The organism is Acidovorax sp. GW821-FHT10E03 (assembly GCF_059415205.1).
The window spans coordinates 148,321-166,274 of sequence record NZ_JBWKMU010000004.1 but is presented as its reverse complement, the minus strand read 5'-3'; the positions used below and the strand labels follow the sequence as shown (position 1 = coordinate 166,274).

At 65.5% G+C, this 17,954-nt stretch carries 14 protein-coding genes; 5 read left to right on the top strand and 9 right to left on the bottom strand.

Translation table 11 applies throughout. The features are described 5' to 3' along the window. The first annotated feature begins 12 nt into the window (after nt 1–12). Genes AC07OD_RS08805 through AC07OD_RS08790 form a run of 4 tightly spaced genes read left to right on the top strand, consistent with a single transcriptional unit; the run spans nt 13 to nt 4,924 of the window. The gene (locus AC07OD_RS08805; protein WP_494596189.1) at nt 13–813 is read left to right on the top strand and encodes an enoyl-CoA hydratase/isomerase family protein; all 801 of its coding nucleotides are present in this window, start codon (nt 13–15) and stop codon (nt 811–813) included. Beyond that, nucleotides 813–2,747, top strand: coding sequence for an acetyl/propionyl/methylcrotonyl-CoA carboxylase subunit alpha (locus AC07OD_RS08800; protein ID WP_494596187.1), 1,935 nt, complete (start codon nt 813–815; stop codon nt 2,745–2,747). The genes AC07OD_RS08805 and AC07OD_RS08800 overlap by 1 nt, the downstream gene beginning before the upstream one ends. Beyond that, complete coding sequence (locus AC07OD_RS08795) at nt 2,744–4,000, top strand: acyl-CoA dehydrogenase family protein (protein WP_494596185.1); 1,257 nt, start codon at nt 2,744–2,746, stop codon at nt 3,998–4,000. Before AC07OD_RS08800 ends, AC07OD_RS08795 begins: the two co-directional genes overlap by 4 nt. An 18-nt stretch (nt 4,001–4,018) precedes the next feature. Beyond that, nucleotides 4,019–4,924, top strand: coding sequence for a beta-keto acid cleavage family enzyme (locus AC07OD_RS08790; RefSeq protein WP_494596183.1), 906 nt, complete (start codon nt 4,019–4,021; stop codon nt 4,922–4,924). Between the two features lie 153 nt (nt 4,925–5,077). Here the strand turns inward: AC07OD_RS08790 and AC07OD_RS08785 are convergent, their stop codons facing one another. From AC07OD_RS08785 to AC07OD_RS08775, 3 genes are all read right to left on the bottom strand, one after another. Beyond that, nucleotides 5,078–6,337 (bottom strand): hypothetical protein, encoded by a 1,260-nt coding sequence (locus tag AC07OD_RS08785; RefSeq protein WP_494596181.1) that lies wholly within the window; start codon nt 6,335–6,337, stop codon nt 5,078–5,080. A gap of 116 nt (nt 6,338–6,453) precedes the next feature. Continuing rightward, a complete protein-coding gene (locus AC07OD_RS08780) occupies nt 6,454–8,625 on the bottom strand; it encodes a 3-hydroxyacyl-CoA dehydrogenase NAD-binding domain-containing protein (RefSeq protein ID WP_494596179.1) in 2,172 nt (723 codons plus the stop codon). 183 nt (nt 8,626–8,808) lie between these two features. After that, nucleotides 8,809–10,014: an acetyl-CoA C-acetyltransferase gene (locus AC07OD_RS08775; protein WP_492805602.1), complete on the bottom strand. Its 1,206-nt coding sequence runs from the start codon at nt 10,012–10,014 to the stop codon at nt 8,809–8,811. A 186-nt stretch (nt 10,015–10,200) separates the two neighbouring features. Between AC07OD_RS08775 and AC07OD_RS08770 the strand changes: the two genes are divergently transcribed. Beyond that, nucleotides 10,201–10,503 (top strand): hypothetical protein, encoded by a 303-nt coding sequence (locus AC07OD_RS08770; protein ID WP_225584958.1) that lies wholly within the window; start codon nt 10,201–10,203, stop codon nt 10,501–10,503. A gap of 48 nt (nt 10,504–10,551) precedes the next feature. Here the strand turns inward: AC07OD_RS08770 and AC07OD_RS08765 are convergent, their stop codons facing one another. From AC07OD_RS08765 to AC07OD_RS08740, 6 genes are all read right to left on the bottom strand, one after another. Then, nucleotides 10,552–11,715: an acyl-CoA dehydrogenase family protein gene (locus AC07OD_RS08765; protein WP_494596176.1), complete on the bottom strand. Its 1,164-nt coding sequence runs from the start codon at nt 11,713–11,715 to the stop codon at nt 10,552–10,554. A gap of 127 nt (nt 11,716–11,842) precedes the next feature. After that, nucleotides 11,843–13,009, bottom strand: coding sequence for an ABC transporter substrate-binding protein (locus tag AC07OD_RS08760; protein WP_218340479.1), 1,167 nt, complete (start codon nt 13,007–13,009; stop codon nt 11,843–11,845). Between the two features lie 96 nt (nt 13,010–13,105). After that, nucleotides 13,106–14,962, bottom strand: a complete 1,857-nt coding sequence (locus AC07OD_RS08755; RefSeq protein WP_494596174.1) for an AMP-dependent synthetase/ligase — start codon at nt 14,960–14,962, stop codon at nt 13,106–13,108. A gap of 7 nt (nt 14,963–14,969) precedes the next feature. Beyond that, on the bottom strand, nt 14,970–15,788 hold the full coding sequence (locus AC07OD_RS08750) for an ABC transporter ATP-binding protein (RefSeq protein WP_218340477.1): 819 nt from the start codon (nt 15,786–15,788) through the stop codon (nt 14,970–14,972). A gap of 61 nt (nt 15,789–15,849) precedes the next feature. Then, nucleotides 15,850–16,689, bottom strand: a complete 840-nt coding sequence (locus AC07OD_RS08745) for an ABC transporter ATP-binding protein (protein ID WP_494596172.1) — start codon at nt 16,687–16,689, stop codon at nt 15,850–15,852. 186 nt (nt 16,690–16,875) lie between these two features. Next, a complete protein-coding gene (locus AC07OD_RS08740; RefSeq protein WP_218293235.1) occupies nt 16,876–17,952 on the bottom strand; it encodes a branched-chain amino acid ABC transporter permease in 1,077 nt (358 codons plus the stop codon). Between the last annotated feature and the right edge of the window lie 2 nt (nt 17,953–17,954).

The window sequence follows — 17,954 nt, the reverse complement described above, 5'->3', positions numbered from 1 at the left end:
TGGAGACCTGACATGCCTTTACAGATAACCCGCGCGCCGCTGGCCAGCGGCTGTGTGGAGACCTGGACGCTCAACGACCCGGCCAGCCGCAATGCGCTGTCCGAGGCGATGGTGGACGCCCTGCTGTCCGCGTGTGAGCGGGCTGCGGCCGATTCCGATCTGCGCGGCGTGGTGCTGCGGGGTGCCGGTGGTCACTTCTGCGCGGGCGGCAGCCTGGGAGGCTTTGCCAAGACCATCGGCCAGCCCCTGACAGCGGGCGAGGCTGACCCGCTGGTACCGCTGAACCGCCGCTTTGGTGCGTTGCTGCAGGCCCTGTGTGCTCTGCCGCAGTGGTTCATCGTGGCGGTGGAGGGCGCTGCCATGGGCGGTGGCTTTGGGCTCGTGTGCTGTGCCGATCAGGTGCTGGCCCACACCAGCGCGCAGTTCGCCACGCCCGAGGTCACGCTGGGCATCGTGCCGGCGCAGATCGCGCCGTTTGTCGTGCGGCGCATTGGACAAGCGGCAGCGCGGCGGTGTTTGTTGACAGGCGAGCGCTGGGATGCCGCGACGGCTCAACGTGCGGGGCTGGTGGATGAGGTGGTAGCTGGCGACGTGGAGGCTGCTGTGCAAGCCGCCATCGCGCGCCACGCCGCCGCAGCGCCGAAGGCCGTGGCCGCCACAAAACGTTTGTTGCTGGCCCAAGTCGAAACGCCGTTGCCCGCGCTGCTGGACGAAGCAGCAATTGCTTTTTCGCAAGCGCTGCGTGGCCCCGAGGCGCCGCAAGGGCTGGCGGCGTTTGCTGCGCGCAAGGCGCCGCCGTGGAGTGCGACCTGATGAAAAAAATCCTTATCGCCAATCGCGGCGAAATCGCCCGCCGGGTGATTCACACCGCCCACCGTATGGGCATCGAAACGGTTGCCGTCTACTCCGACCCCGATGCCAACGCCCTGCATGTGCGCGAAGCCACCCAAGCCGTGACGCTGGGTGGCGAGACCAGCGCCGACACCTACCTGCGCACCGACAAACTGCTGGCCGCCGCCCGCGCCGCCGGGGCCGATGCCGTGCACCCCGGCTATGGCTTCCTCAGCGAGAACGCCGACTTCGCCCAGGCCGTGGTGGATGCGGGCCTGACCTGGATCGGCCCGCCTCCCGGCGCCATCCGTGCACTCGGCAGCAAGGCCGGTGCCAAGGCGCTGGCCCAGGCGCATGGCGTGCCCTGCCTGCCCGGCTACGCGGGGGATGACCAGAGCGACGAGCGCTTTGCCGCCGAGGCTGTGCGCATCGGTACACCCCTCATGGTCAAGGCCGTGGCGGGTGGGGGAGGGCGTGGCATGCGCCTGGTCACCGATCTGGCGCAGTTGCCCGCCGCGCTGGCCAGTGCCCGGTCGGAGGCGCTGGCGGGTTTTGGCTGTGGCGACCTGCTCATCGAACGCGCACTGCTGCAGCCGCGCCATGTGGAGGTGCAGATCTTTGCCGACGCGCACGGCGCATGCATCCACCTGGGCGAGCGTGATTGCTCGGTACAGCGCCGCCACCAGAAGATTATTGAAGAGGCCCCCAGCCCTGCGGTGGACGCCGCGCTGCGCGAACGCATGGGCACCTGTGCCGTGGCGCTGGCACAGGCTGCTGGCTATGTGGGGGCGGGCACGGTGGAGTTTTTGCTGGACGGCCAAGACTTCTTCTTGATGGAGATGAACACCCGTCTGCAGGTGGAGCACCCGGTGACCGAAGCGCTCACGGGGCTGGACTTGGTGGAATGGCAAATCCGCGTGGCGCGGGGCGAGCCGCTGCCGCTCACGCAAGATCAGGCGCATCTGCAAGGCCACGCCATCGAGGTGCGCCTGTGTGCCGAAGACGCGCACTTCCGCCCCCACACCGGCCGTGTGCTGCAGTTCAGCGCACCACCGGCCACCGCGTTTGAACGGGCTGCGCCGGGCGCGCTGCGCTTTGACCACGCGCTGGAAGAGGGCGCCGAAGTCACCCCCCACTACGACGCCTTGCTGGGCAAGCTCATCGTGCACGCTCCCACGCGGGCCGAGGCCATCGCCGCGCTGGTGCGTGCGCTGCAGGGCACCCGCGTGCTGGGCCTGCCCACCAACCGCGCGTTTCTGGCGGCCTGCCTGCAGCACCCCGTGTTTGCCAGTGGACAGGCGCTGGTGCCGTTCCTGGCGGAGTACGCTGCTGGCCTGCAGGATTTGCTATTAAATGAAGAGCTATCAGCACTTGTTCCTCCTGCGCTAGAGGCCATTTTTGCTTCAAATCTTGCGTCAGATTTGCCTTGTTCCATGGCCCGGCCGCTGCGCCTGCGTCACCAGGGCGAGGTGCACGCGGTCGCCGTGCGCGAGCTGGGCGGTGGGCGGCTGCAGATTGAGCAGGCCGGGGCAGAACCTGTGACTTTGCAACTGCCCCAGCGTGGTGTGCATTACGTTGCGGTTGGGCCGTTGCGCTGGCACTGGCAAACCGGCAGCGTGGACGGCTGGGTGGAAGACGCCTCATGGGAACCCGCTGCGCGCGCGGGTGCGGCGGGCGATGCGACGGAGTTGCGCGCCCCCTTCAACGGCAAGGTGGTCGCGCTGCCCGTGGCCGCAGGCCAGGTGCTGGCGGCGGGCGATACGGTGGTGGTCATCGAATCCATGAAGCTCGAACACAGCCTGGCCAGCCCTGCAGCTGCCACCGTGGTCGAATTGCTGGTGGTCCCCGGCCAGCAGGTGTCGCCCGGCCAGGTGCTGGCCCGCTTTGCACCCGCCACGCAAGGAGCGCCCGCATGACCGCCACATCCGATGCAAGTTCTGTGAGCGACGAAGACCGCACCGCCCTCACCGACACCGTCACCCGCTTTGCCCGCACCGAGATTGCCCCGCATGTGGATGCGTGGGACGCCGCCGGTGAATTCCCCCACAGCCTGTACCGTCGCGCGGCCGACCTGGGCCTGCTGGGTCTGGGCTACCCAGAGCAGTACGGCGGCACGCCTGCCAGCTACGCCTTGCGCCTGCCGCTGTGGCGCGCGCTCAGTCGCCACGGTGCCAGCGGCGGTGTGCTGGCCAGCCTGCTGTCGCACAACATCGGTTTGCCGCCCGTGCTGGCGCATGGCAGCGATGCTGTGCGTGCCGAGGTCATTCCACCGGTGCTGGCGGGCGAGCAGATTGCCGCACTGGCGATCACCGAACCCAGTGGCGGGTCCGACGTGGCCCAACTCAAGACCACAGCGCGGCGCGAGGGTGATGACTACATCGTCAACGGCGAAAAAGTGTTCATCACCTCCGGCATGCGCGCGGACTGGATCACGGTCGCTGTCAGAACGGGAGAAGCTGGAAGCAAGGGCAGTGGCGGCATATCGATGCTGCTTGTGCCCGGCCACAGTGCAGGCCTGTCGCGCAGCAAGCTCGACAAGATGGGCTGGCTCTGCTCCGACACCGCCCACCTGCGCTTTGACAACGTGCGCGTGCCCGCGCGCTACCTGCTGGGCGAAGAGGGCGCGGGCTTTCGCATCATCATGGCCAACTTCAACGGCGAGCGTTTTGGCCTGGCTGCATCGGCCCTGGGCTTTGCCGAGGCCTGCTACGACGAAGCCCTGGCCTGGGCCCGCCAGCGCAAGGCCTTTGGCGCCGCGCTGGTGGAGCACCAGGTCATCCGCCACAAGCTGGTGGACATGCAGATGCGCATCCAGTCCACCGCGGCGTGGTGCGAATCCGTGGCTGCGCAGGCTGATGCGGGGCGCGCGGGCGATGCGGCGCCGGGCCGCCCCAAGCCGCATCAGCCCCCTTGGGGGGCAGCGACCCATGCGCAGCAGGGGAGCGTGGGGGCAGACAGTGCTTGGGTAGCGCAGGTGTGCCTGCTCAAGAACCACGCCACCCAAACCATGCAGTTCTGTGCCGACCAGGCCGTGCAGATCCTGGGCGGCATGGGCTTCATGCGCGGCACCGTCAGCGAGCGCATCTACCGCGAGGTCAAGGTCATGATGATCGGCGGCGGTGCGGAAGAAATCATGAAAGACCTGGCTGCACGACAGCTCGGCATTTGAATGAAGGAGACAGGCACCATGCACAGCACCGACCACAGCAACAAAGCCATCATCACCTGCGCCATCACCGGCGTGCTGACGGACCCCGGCCAGCACCACGTGCCCGTCACGCCCGAGCAACTGGAGAAAGAAGCCCGCCGCGCCTACGACGCAGGCGCCGCCGTGGTCCACGTGCACTTTCGCAACCAGGAGCCCGGCAAGGGCCACCTGCCCAGCTGGGACCCGCAGGTGGCGCGCGACTGTGTGCAAGCCATGCGCGAGGCCTGCCCGGGTTTGATCATCAACCAGACCACCGGCGTGGTCGGCCCCAATTACCAGGGCCCGCTCGACTGCCTGCGCGCCACCCGCCCCGAGATGGCAGCGTGCAACGCCGGCTCGCTCAACTACCTGAAGGTGCGCAGCAACGGCACCTGGGCCTGGCCGCCCATGCTGTTCGACAACCAGCCCGCCAAGGTCAAGGACTTCATCGACGTGATGCTGGAGACCGGTACGCTGCCCGAGTTCGAATGCTTCGACGTGGGCATCGTGCGCTGCGTGGAGATGTACGTGCAGACCGGCATGTACACCGAGCGCCTGCCCGAATACAACTTTGTGATGGGCGTCGAATCCGGCATGCCTGCCGACCCCGACCTGCTGCCCATCATGCTCAAGCTGAAAATCAAGGACGCCCCCTGGCAAGCCACCGTCATCGGCCGCAGCGAGATCTGGCCCGTGCACCAGCGCGTGGCCGAGTTGGGCGGGCACCTGCGCACGGGGCTGGAAGACACGTTCTATCTGCCGGATGGGACCAAGGCGACGTCAAACGGGCCACTGATTGAACAGTTGGCGAGGTACGCGCGCCATGCGGGGCGGGAGGTGGCTTCGCCGCAGGAGGCGCGGGGGATGTTGGGGTTGAAGGGGGTGGCAGTTGCTTCGATTGCCTGAGTACTACATGAGGGAGCTCATTCCGGTGCTCTCCTCAGATCCTTGCAAATTGATCGTCTCGTGATCAATTCGCAAGGTAACCCTATCTGCGCTCTGACCGTAGAGTCGGTCGGCACTCTGCGCTTCATAAGCATGCAGCTTGACGCTGGAAAGCTATTTCCCCCGTTGTTCTTGTTCAACCACCGCTTTTGGCAGGAGCCACCAAGAGCCTTTCCTGGCGGGAACCAGCCTCTCGAGCGCCAGGTTGTCCAACTTTTCGCTGGGAAGTTGTGCTACGTCTGGCGCAGTTGGCGCCTCCGAATATTTTTTAAGTTCTTCCACTAGCTTGCGCTCTGCTGTCGGATCAATGGGCTCCTCAAGCAGGGGCTTTCCTCTTTTTGGGGAGTGCTTTTCCCACATTGATACAACTACGTTGCTGGCATTACCACGGGGTCTCGGCGCGATTTTGTGCAGACCTTGCTCGCGTTCCTCTTGGGGGATTGAGGAGAGTTCAGAGTTGATGCTTGAAAGCGAGGCTTTCAGATCAGGACCCCATATGAAGTCTTGGGCTGGGGCCAAGAAAGGTGGGGTGCATAGCTTGTGCAATTTATCGCCCGAGACAAACAAGTTGCAAAACGGCAGATAGAAGAGATACGCAATATCGGCCCGATTCGATGCTCGATCGGCAGAGATCAGGTTGGCTGCCAGAGCTATCTGAAAAAACATCTCAACTTTCAGAACGTGCGCTGCATAGGGCGCGTAGTTGGCAAGTGGAGGGAAGCCTGCAGAAGACCAGCGATGGAGAATTTCCCCCTGAAGATGGACCGGTACATGAACAAATTCAAAGAGCAGACCGATTTGCTCCAATGGAGCAGCTTGGGAGTGCATGAGTCCGTGAGCTAGTCCCCATGCCTCTTTGACAGATTTGCAATTTTTTGGTGTGACACCGAGTGCCCTCATTCTTTGAGCGACCTCGGGCAAGTTCAAGCTAGAGAGCATTGCCCGCCATGCGGACGCAGCATCGCGTTCGACCTCCATAAATTCGTGACGTTGCCAACGAGCAAACGATTCCGCTTCAGGGGAGGGCTTGAACACAACCCCAGCCTTGTTGTCTTTGGTTCTTATGGGGCGGCCGCCAGCGAGGGGGACTTGGCCCAATCTTGGTGCTTGGTGACCCAAGAGGTTGGCGATACACATATCCATGTGATGTACGCATGGAGCGCCAGATAACACAGGAGATTTGTCTGCAAGTATTCGGACTTCATCCTGAGGGGTTCTTGAAGAGTTTGAACGCTTGGTTTTTGCCAGATCTGCTAGTGTTTCCACATAAAAAACTGGGCATATGACGGCCAGAAAGAAGTGATCAAACCAGACCGATTCGTCAAGCGTCAGGGACTGTAAAAACGATTTGTCGAAGAGTGCGACGGGACCCATTTTTCCCTCGTGAGTAACTAGTGAACCGGGCGGTGGACATCCTTAGTGCATTCTCGATACCTCGATTGCATTTCTAGCGCACTTAGATATCCAGCGACCAACACTACCGCATCTCACTAGTAGGAGGGTTGAAGTCGTTCGACTGCCTGCTTGACTGTCTCGGAAGCTATGAAGCCCGCGCCGTGTTTAGTGGCAAGTTCTCGGGATCGCCGCCAAAACGCTTCCACGCCCATCCCATAAATAAACTGCATCGCCCCCCCCGTCCACGCCGGAAACCCAATCCCGAAGATCGACCCGATGTTCGCGTCATGCACGCTGGTCAGTACGCCCTCTGCCAGGCAGCGCGCGGTCTCGATGGCCTGGCGGTAGAGCAAACGGTCCTGGATCTCCTGCACGCTCCACTCCACGCCGGGCTTTTCGAACAGAGGTTTCAGCTCGGGCCACAGGTGCTTCTTGGCGCCTGCGGGGTAGTCATAAAAACCGCCGCCACCGGCGCGGCCGGGGCGCGTGAGTTCCTTGACCATGCGCTCCACCAGCAGTTCGCCGGGCGTGGTGGTGTAGGTCTTGCCTTCGGCCGCGTAGTCGGCACGGGTCTGGTCCAGCACATGCACGCTCAGGGTCAGCGCGGTTTCGTCCAGCACGGCCAGCGGGCCCACGGGCAGGCCGGCCTGCATGGCGGCGTTTTCAATGGCGGCGGCGGGGATGCCTTCGCCCAGCATGGCGGCGCCTTCCGTCACGAAGGTGCCGAAGGTGCGGCTGGTGTAGAAGCCGCGTGAGTCGTTGACCACGATGGGCACCTTGCCCAGGGCCTGCACGTAGTCGAACGCGCGGGCCACGGTTTCGTCATCCGTCTGTTTGCCGCGGATGATCTCCACCAGCTTCATCTTGTCCACGGGGCTGAAGAAGTGGATGCCGACAAATTTCTCGGGCTGGCTGCTGGCCGTGGCCAGGCCGCTGATGGGCAGGGTGGAGGTGTTGCTGGCAAAGAAGCCGCCGGGCGCCAGTTGCGGCTCGGCCTCTTGTGTGACCTGGGCCTTGAGGTCGCGGCTTTCGAACACGGCTTCGATGATGAGGTCGCAGCCCGCCAGGTCGGCCGCGCTGGCGGTGGGCGTGATGCGCGCCAGCAGCGCTTGCTGCGCCTCGGCCGTCATGCGGCCCTTGTCCACGCGGGCCTGGGTGAGCTTGGCACTGTAGGCCTTGCCAGCCTCGGCCTTTTCCGCGCTCACGTCCTTGAGCACGGTGGCGATGCCCCGGCTGGCCTGGGCCCAGGCGATGCCCGCGCCCATCATGCCGGCGCCAAGGATGCCGACTTTTTGCGGCTTGTAGCGTGGGGCCGAGCCTGGGCGAGACTTGCCGCTCTTGATCGCATTCATGTCAAAGAAGAACGTGTTGATCATGTTGCGCGCCACGGGGCCGGTCATCAGGCGGGCGAGGTAGCGGCTTTCGATGCGCAGGGCGGTGTCGTAGTCCACCATGGCGCCTTCGACCATGGCGGCCAAGGCAGCCTCGGGCGCGGGGTAGCGGCCGCGTGTGGTCTTCTTGAGCATGGCGGGCGCCACCGTCAGGGCGCTGGCGATCTTGGGGTTGGCGGGCGTGCCGCCAGGCATCTTGTAGTTCTTGTCATCCCACGGCTGCACCGCGTGCGGGTGGGTGGCGATGTGGGCCAGGGCGGCGGGCAGCAGCTGTTCGCGCGTGGCCACCAGCTCGTGCACCAGTTGCAGCTCCAGCGCTTCGGCGGGGTTGAAGAGCTTGCCTTCCAGGATGTAAGGCTGCGCGCCCATCAGGCCCAGCAGGCGCGTCATCTTGGTCACGCCGGTGGCGCCGGGCATCAGGCCCAGTGTCACCTCGGGCAGGCCGAACTGGATCTTGGGGTCGGCCACGGCGATGCGGTAGTGGGCGATCAGGGCCACCTCCCACCCGCCGCCCAGCGCGGCGCCGTTGAGGCAGGCCACCACCGGCAGCCCCAAGGTTTCGAGCGTGCGGAAGTGCTTCTTCATGCGCTCGATTTCGCCAAACGCGTTGGGCGCATCGGCGGGCGTCAGGCGCATGGTGGCCTTGAGGTCGGCACCCGCAAAGAAGCTGGTCTTGGCGGATGCCAGCACGATGCCCTTGAGCGCGGCGCCCAGGCGTTCGCGGTCGCCCAGCACCTGGGCCGTGACCTCGCCCAGCTCTTGCTGCCACTGGCGGCACATGGTGTTGACGGGGGAGTTGGCTTCGTCAAACGTGATGACGGCGACCTGGCCTTCGGTGCCCTGGGCGGGGATGATTTCGTAGCGGATGGTTTGCATGCTGATGTCTCCGAATCGGTAATGCGCCATGGCGCAGCTATGGGGCGCGGCCTTGGATGAAGCGTGGCCGAGGCCAGCGGACGCCGTGGAACTGGCTTTGCCAGGCCAGTGGCGTCGTCCCCCTTCCCATCGCGCAGCGATGAGAGAAGGGGGAAGCGGCGCAGCCGCTCAGGGGGTTGTTCCTCATACGCGTTCAACGATGGTGGCGATGCCCATGCCTCCGCCCACGCACAGCGTGGCCAGGCCATAGCGCTGGCCCCGGCGGTGCAGTTCGTCAATCAGGGTGCCGAGGATCATGGCGCCCGTGGCGCCCAGCGGGTGGCCCATGGCGATGGCACCGCCGTTCACGTTGACCTTGTCGTGCGGCACGCCCAGCTCGCGCATGAAGCGCATGGGCACGGCGGCGAAGGCCTCGTTCACTTCGAACAGGTCGATCTGGTCGATGGTCATGCCCGCGCGGGCCAGCGCCTTCTTGGCGGCGGGCACGGGGCCGGTGAGCATGATGGTGGGGTCGGCGCCGCTGAGCGCCGTGGCCACGATGCGTGCGCGCGGCGTCAGGCCATGGGCCTTGGCGGCAGCCTCGTTGCCGATGAGCACGGCGGCGGCGCCATCCACGATGCCCGACGAGTTGCCTGCGTGGTGCACGTGGTGGATGCGCTCCACCTGCGGGTAGCGCTGCAGCGCCACGGCGTCGAAACCCATGCCGCCCAGTTGCTCGAACGAGGCCTTGAGCGCGCCCAGGCCCTCCAGCGTGGTCTTGGGCTTGATGAATTCGTCCTCCGCCAGGATGGTCTGGCCGATGAAGTCGCGCACGGGCACGACCGAATTCTTGAAGTAGCCCGCTGCGCGCGCGGCGGTGGCGCGGCGCTGCGATTCGAGGGCGAAGGCATCCACGTCGGCGCGGGTGTAGCCATCCAGTGTGGCGATCAGGTCGGCGCCGATGCCCTGGGGCACGAACAGGGTTTCCGAATTGGTGGCGGGGTCTTGCGCCCAGGCGCCTCCGTCGGAGCCGATGGGCACGCGGCTCATGCTCTCCACGCCGCCGGCCACCACCAGGTCTTCCCAGCCGCTGCGCACCTTTTGCGCGGCCAGGTTCACCGCTTCGAGGCCCGATGCGCAGAAACGGTTGACCTGCACACCCGCGCATCGAAAGTCCCACCCGGCCTTGAGCGCGGCCACTTTGGGCAGCACCGAACCCTGTTCGCCCACGGGCGAGACGATGCCCATGACCACGTCGTCCACCGCTGCCGTATCAAAGCGGTGGCGCGCCTGCAGCTCGATCAGTAAGCCGGTGAGCAGGTCGATGGGCTTGACCTCGTGCAGGGTGCCGTCCTTCTTGCCCTTGCCGCGCGGGGTGCGCAGCGCGTCGAATACATAGGCTTCGGTCATGAATGGTCTCCGGTGGTCTTTAAACTGGAAGCTCGCTGGGTGATTGGGCAGGCGCTTGGGAGGCGCGCCCCATGCGGGTCGGCAGCGAGCGGTGCCTCGGCGGCGCACACCACAACAGCGCGCTTTCTGACGCGCGTGCGGTGGTTTTTGCACTATCTTTCTGCGGTTGCTCTCTCATTTTTGGCTATGAAACGAAATACATCCTCTGCATTGCAGCGCATGGTCCGTGGCGCTGTGGAATACGACGACACGCGCGATGGGTTTGCGCTGGAACACCATGTGGTACTGGCCGCATCCAGCGCGCTGGCGGTGGCGGCCTTCATGGCACCCAGCCGCAGCTCGGCAGCCATTCGCGGCATCGGCGCGGGTTTGCTGCTGATGCGTGCCCTGAGCGGCAGCCAGGGTGTCCGCTCCTGGTTGAATGTCACCGATCGCCGCCCCGGCGCGCCGCTCAGCCCCGAGGAAGCCCGCGCCGCCTGGTACCTGTGACGGGGTTGGGCGCCCGTCGCGGCGCAGTCCGTGGCGCTGGTCATGGTGCTATTTGCCCAGGCCCATGGCGCGCGCAATCACCTCTTTCATGATCTCGTTCGTGCCGCCGTAGATGCGCTGCACGCGCGCATCGGCGTAGGCGCGGGTGATGGGGTATTCCCACATGTAGCCGTAGCCGCCGAAGAGCTGCACGCATTCGTCCATCACCTTGCACTGCAGGTCGGTGGTCCAGTACTTGGCCATGCTGGCGGTATCGGTGTCGAGCTGGTCGCGCGTGATCAGCTCGCAGCACTTGTCCACGAACACGCGGGCCACCTGCACCTGGGTCTGCAGCTCGGCCAGGGTGTGGCGGGTGTTCTGGAACGAGGCCACGCTCTGGCCGAAGACCTTGCGCTGCTTGACATAGTCCACCGTCCAGTCGATGGCGGCCTGCGCGGACGCCACGGCGGTGATGGCGACCTGCAGGCGCTCCCATGGCAGCTGCTCCATCAGGCAGATGAAGCCGCGCCCTTCCATGGCGGGGCCGCCCAGCAGGTTGGCGGCGGGCACCTTCACGTCGGTGAAGAACAGCTCGGAGGTGTCCTGCGCCTTCATGCCCATCTTCTTGAGGCGCTGGCCTTTTTCAAAACCGGGCATGCCGCGCTCCACCAGGAAGAGGCTGGTGCCCTTGGCCCCGGCCGCCGGGTCGGTCTTGGCGACCACGATCACCACATCGGCATGCCAGCCGTTGGTGATGAAGGTCTTGCTGCCGTTGAGCACGTAGTGCGATCCATCTGCGCTTTTCATGGCGGTGGTCTTGATGCCCTGCAGGTCGCTGCCCGCGGCGGGCTCGCTCATGGCGATGGCGCCTACCATGGCGCCGCTGGCCATCTGCGGTAGGTAGCGGCGCTTTTGCTCCTCGGTGCCGTAGTGCAGGATGTACGGCGCCACGATCTCGCTGTGCAGACCAAAGCCGATGCCCGTGGTGCCGGCGCGCGCCAGCTCTTCCATCTGCGCCACGGAGTAGAGCTTGTCGGCCCCGGCGCCGCCGTATTCCTCGGGCAGGCTCATGCACAGAAAGCCGTTGGCGCCCGCTTGGCTCCACACCTCGCGCGCCACGTAGCCCTGGTCTTCCCAGTCGGCGTGGTGGGGCGTTACCTCCTTGTCGATGAAGCGGCGAAAGCTGTCGGCAAAGGCCTGGTGGTCGGGCTGGAAGAGGGTGCGTTCGATCATGGCGGTGGATTCGGTCTATTTATGCAAAGTTACTGCTTGGTTAAATTCTGCCACCGACTGGGCCCGAGCGCATCCCCTGAAACACAAAAGCCGCCCGAAGGCGGCTTGGGAGCGGGTGGTCAGACCCTCATGGCTTGACGTAGTCGGACACCACCTTCCACTTGCCATCGGTGATCTGCGACAGGCGAGAAAGATCGCTGCCCAGGCGCTTTTGCGGGCCGTAGGTGGCCTCGGCGCTGCCGAACATGTCGGGCGGGATCACCATGGTGTCCATGGCCTTGATGAAGCTGTCGGTGGTAAGGCTGGTGCCCGCCTTCTGGGCTGCCTTGATGAAGGCATCCACCGCCCCGTAGCCGTAGACCGAGAACACCGTGGGGTCTTCGTTGAACTTGGTCTTGTACTTGTTGGCCCAGAAGCGGATGGGCTGGCTGGCCTCGTCCAGGTAGGGGTGCTGCACCGTCATGGTGGCGTACAGCCCGTCCATGGGCTTGCCGCCCAGCTTGTGGATGAGGTCGGTGTACGCGGCGCTGGAGCCCAGGAACGTGGGGTTGAAGCCCGTTTTGCGCGACTCGCCGATGGTGCCGATGGTCTCGCGGATGATGGTGCCCAGGATCACGAAGTCGCAGTCCGACGACTTCATCTTGGCGACCTGCGACGAGAAGTCGGTGGCGCCGCGTTTGTACGACGTCTTCTCGGTGAATTCCATGCCCAGGGACTTGAGCGCCGCCTCGCCGCCACGCATCACCTCCAGGCCGAATTCATCGTCCTGGTAGATGGTGCAGACCTTCTTGGCGCCTTTTTCCTTGATGAGCTTGGGTGCGGCCAGGCGGATCTGGTCGTAGTAGGTGGCGGCGAACGAATACTTGAGCTTGTGGAAGGGCTCGTACATTTCGCGCGCGGCGGTGACCGGGAAGAAGTTGATCACGTTCTTGCTGAACTGGACGGGCATGGCGGCCAGGTTCTGTGCCGTGCCGATGTGCGCCACCATCATGAAGATCTTGTCCTGGTTCACGAGCTTCTGCGCGGCCAGCACGGCTTTCTTCGGGTCGTAGCCCGAGTCTTCCACCTTCAGGTCGAGCTTGCGGCCGTTGACGCCGCCTTGCTCGTTGGCCTCGTCCACGCGCAGCATCATGCCCAGCCGCACCTGCTTGCCAAAGCCCGCCAGCGGGCCGGACAGGTCCTGGATGGAGCCCAGGGTGATGGTGTCCTTGCTCACGCCCTGGCTGGGCTGCGCCTGCGCAGCACCTGCGGCCATGGCCACGATGGCCAGCGCGGCAATGTGATGAAGTTTCATGGCACGTCTCCTTGAATGGATCAGTCGTTATAGAACGATGCCCAGGGTGGGGCACCAGCACTTTCCCTATGCCGCGCGCCACCTGGCGCAGGCTGCCTAGCGGTACATGGCGTCAATCTGGGGCGCGTACTTCTGCTGCACCAGCTTGCGCTTGAGCTTCATGGTGGGCGTGAGCTCCTCGTCCTCGGCGGTGAGCTGCGTGTCGAGCAGGAAGAACTTCTTGATCTGCTCCACGCGGGCGAACCGGGTGTTCACGCGGTCGATCTCGGCCTGGATCAGGTCCTGCACCTCGCGGGCGCGGGTCAGGCTGGCGTAGTTGCTGAAGGGCACGTCGTTGTCCTGCGCATATTTCTCCACGTTCTCCTGGTCGATCATGATGATCACCGTGAGGTAGGGGAGCTTGTCGCCGATGACGACGGCGTCCGTCACGTAGGGGCTGAACTTGAGCTCGTTCTCCAGCTCGCTGGGCGTGATGTTCTTGCCCCCGGCCGTGATGATGATGTCCTTCATGCGGTCGGTGATGCGCAGGTAGCCGTCGGCGTCGATGGTGCCCACGTCGCCCGTGTGCAGCCAGCCGTCGGCGTCGATGGTCTCGGCCGTCTTTTCTGGCAGGTTGAGGTAGCCCTTGAACACATTGGGGCCGCGCACCAGGATCTCGCCCGTGGCGGGGTCGATGCGCACCTCGTTGTAGCTGGCCGCCGGGCCGATGGAGCCGGGCTTGATGCGGCTGGCGGGCACGCCGGTGGCGGCGCCGCAGGTCTCCGTCATGCCCCACACCTCCAGCATGGGCACGCCCAGGGCCAGGTACCACTTCACCAGTTCGGGCGAGATGGGCGCTGCGCCCGTGACGAGGAAGCGCGCGCGGTGGATGCCGATGAGCTTGCGCACGTTGTTCAGCGCCAGAAAGCGCGCCAGCATGAACTGCGCCTTCAGCAGTCCCCCTACCGGCTGGCCCGCCAGCACGCGGTCTGCAATGCGGGTGCCCACGCCAATCGACCAGGCATAGGCCGCCTGCTGCAGGCGCGTGGATTCCTTGAGCGCGATCATCACGCCCGAATAGAACTTCTCCCACACGCGCGGCACGGCGGTGAACACCGTGGGCGCGATCTCGCGCACGTTCTCGGGCACGGTGTCGGGGTTCTCGACAAAGTTCAGGCGCGAGCCGGTGTACAGCGAGAAGTACTCGCCGCCCATGCGCTCGGCGATGTGGCACAGCGGCAGGAAGCACATGGCCTCGTCGTCTTCGGTGCGCGATATCAGCGTGTTGTAGCCGCGCACCGTGTAGGTGAGCGCGGCGTGCGTGTGCATCGCGCCCTTGGGCTTGCCGGTGGTGCCCGAGGTGTAGACGAGGATGGCCACGTCCTCGGGCTGGCAGGCCTGTACCCGGCGCATGAGCGCGTCGGGGTTCTGCTGGTTCCAGGCGCGGCCCATGTCGCGCAGCGCATCCAGGCTGATGACGCCCGGGTCCTGAAGGCCCCGCAGGCCCTCCATGTCGAAGACGACGATCTTGCGCAGCAACGGCAGGTTGGCGCGCACCTCCAGTGCCTTGTCGAGCTGCTCATCGTCTTCGACGAACAGCACGCTGGTGCTGGAGTCTTCGCTCAGGTAGTGCACCTGGGCGGCCGCGTCGGTGGGGTAGATGCCGTTGGACACGCCGCCGCAGCTGAGCACGGCCAGGTCGGCCAGCACCCATTCGATGTTGGTGCTCGACAGGATGGAGGCGCAGTCGCCGCGCGCAAACCCCAGCGACATGAGTCCGCCCGCGAGCTCGCGCACGGCCTCGGCGGTCTGGTCCCAGGTCCAGCTCTTCCAGATCCCCATTTCCTTCTGGCGCATCCACACGCGCGGGCCGCGCTCGGCCACGGCGTTCCAGAACATGGCCGAGATGGTGCTGCCGGCCAGCACGTCGGTGCCGGCGGGCTGGATGTGATCGAGGTCCCAGAGATTGCTCATGTAGTCCTCACCGCCAAGTCTTTTTCTTCTTCCACCGCCGCTCACCCCGCACGCCGACATCCTTCATGCCCAGGTAGAACTCCTTGATGTCGTCCTTCTCGCGCAGGCGCTCGCAGCTGTCCTCCATCACGATGCGGCCGTTCTCCAGCACGTAGCCGTAGTCCGATGCGTTGAGCGCCATGTTGGCGTTCTGCTCGACCAGCAGGATGGTGGTGCCGCGCTCGCGGTTGATGCGCACCACGATCTCGAAGATCTCCTTGGTGAGCTTCGGGGACAGGCCCAGGCTGGGCTCGTCGAGCAGGATGAGTTCGGGGTTGGCCATGAGCGCGCGCGAGATGGCCAGCATCTGCTGCTGCCCGCCCGAGAGCAGGCCCGCGTCCTGCGCGGCGCGTTCCTTCAGGATGGGGAAGTAGCCGTACACGGTTTCGATGTCGCGCGCCACCGCGTCGGCGTCGCCGCGGGTGTAGGCGCCCATGAGCAGGTTGTCGCGCACCGACAGCAGCGCGAACACCTCGCGCCCCTCGGGCACATGCATGAGGCCCCGGCGCACGATGGCCGCCGGGTCGTTGGCGGTGATGTCGGCGCCCTGGAATTCGATGGAGCCCTTGCGCGGGTCGATGATGCCGCTGATGGTCTTCAGGATGGTGGTCTTGCCCGCGCCGTTGCTGCCCAGCACGGCAGCGATCTCGCCGCGCCGCACCTGCAGGCTCACGCCGCGGATGGCCTTGATGGGGCCGTAGGCGCTTTCCACATTCTGCAGGCGCAGCAGAGGTTGGTCGGCCGCCGCGGCGGCTGGTGTGTTGACGGCGGCAAGTACGGCGCTCATTCGGAAACCTCCGTGCTGCGCACTGCGGTGCGAGCTTGCTGGGGGCGGCCCGGCGCGGCGCTCATGCCCGGACCCCCAGGTGGGAACCCGTCGGGCGGCGCAGGTTGCTCACATCGTCGATGGTGCCCAGGTAGGCCTCGATCACGCCGGGGTGCGACTGCACCTCGCGCGGCGTGCCCATGGCCACGACCTCGCCCTGGTTCATCGCCAGCACGCGGTCGGACACCTTGGAGACCAGTGACATGTCGTGCTCCACCATCAGCACGGTGATGCCCAGCTCGTGCTGGATGTCCTGGATCCAGAAGGCCATGTCGTCGGTCTCCTCCACGTTCAGGCCCGACGAGGGTTCGTCGAGCAGCAGCAGCTGCGGCTCGGTGCACAGCGCGCGGGCCAGCTCCACCACCTTGCGAACGCCGTAGGGCAGGCCGGCCACCAGCGTGTCGCGGTAATGCTGCAGGTCGAGAAAGTCGATGACCTGCTCGGCCTTCTCGCGGGCTCGCACCTCGGCGTCGCGCACCTTGCGGGTGAACAGCATGTCGGCCCACAGGCCGGTCTCGCGCCGCGTGTGGCGGCCGATCAGCAGGTTGTGCAGCACGCTCGCGTGCTCGAAGAGCTCGATGTTCTGGAAGGTGCGCGCTATCCCCAGGCCCGCCACCTTGTGCGGCGGCTGGTCGGTGAGCGGCAGCATCGCGCCGCCCGGGCCCGCGTAGGCGATGGTGCCGGTGGTGGGCGTGTAGATGCGGCTGATGAGGTTGAACACCGTGGTCTTGCCCGCGCCGTTGGGGCCGATGAGGGTGAACACCTCGCCCCGGCGCACGTCGAAGCTCACGTTGTTGACCGCCAGCACGCCGCCAAAGCGCACGCTGAGGTTCTGGGCGCTGAGCAAGATGTCGTCAGTCATGGGTACAGCAATTGGGATCATTTCACTGGTCCATTGCGCTGAATGCCGCTCGCTGCCTTTGCGACTGGCGTGACCGAGGCCAGTGCCCCCGCGCAAGGGCCGCCCCACCGCGCTGGGGGCGTTCCCCTCCCGAATCGCACAGCGGGTCGAGAGAGGGGGAAGGCGCGAAGCGACTCAGGGGGTGCTTCATCTCAGCCTGTCCGACTTCTGGAAGGACTTCTGCCGCTTGAACAGGCCCTTGCGGTAGAACGGGAACATCTGCAGCCAGGTGCGCACCTTGAGCCAGCGGCCGTACAGCCCCATGGGCTCGAACAGCACGAAGGCGATCAGGACCGCGCCATAGACCACCGCCTGCAGGCCCGGCGCCTGGCCCACGGCGGCGGGCAGCCAGTCCTTGCTCAGCGAGATCAGCTGGGGCATCGAGATCAGGAAGATCGCGCCCAGGAACGCGCCGTGCACCGAGCCCAGGCCGCCGATCACGATCATCAGCAGCAGGTCGATGGACTGCAGGATGTTGAATTGGTCCGGCGAGATGAACTGCAGCTTGTGCGCATACAGCGCGCCACCGATGCCGGCCAGGGCCGCCGAGATCGAGAACGACAGCGTCTTGTAGCGCGCGAGGTGGATGCCCATGCTCTGCGCGGAGATCTCCGAATCACGGATCGCCACGAAGGCCCGGCCCGTGGGCGAGCGCAGCAGGTTCAGGATGGCCAGGGTGCTGACCACGGCGATCACGAGGCACAGGAAGTAGAAGGACTCGGTGGATTCGAACTTGAAGCCCCAGATCTCGGGCGGCACCAGGTGCTTGCCGGAGTTGCCCCCGGTGACCGACTCCCACCGCGCGAACACCTCCTCGACGATGAAGCCGAACGACAGCGTGGCCATGCCCAGGTAGATGCCCTTCACGCGCAGCGCGGGCAGCCCCACCACCACGCCCACGGCGGCCGACAGCCCCGCCGCGCAGGCCAGCGACAGCGCGAACGGCCAGCCCATGCCCGTGAGCACCGCCTGGGTGTACGCCCCCACGCCGAGGAAGGCCGCATGTCCGAGCGAGAACAACCCCGTGAACCCGGCCAGCAGCATGAGCCCCAGGCCCACGATGGCGTAAATCAGCACGAAAGTGAGCTGCGCGAGCCAGTACTCGGGCGCCACCCAGGGTGCTGCGACCAGCCCTACGGCCAGCAGGCTGTACCAGAAGACATGCCCGCCATGTTTGGCGAGGCGCAGGTCTTGTTCGTAGCTGGTCTTGAAGATGAATCTCATGG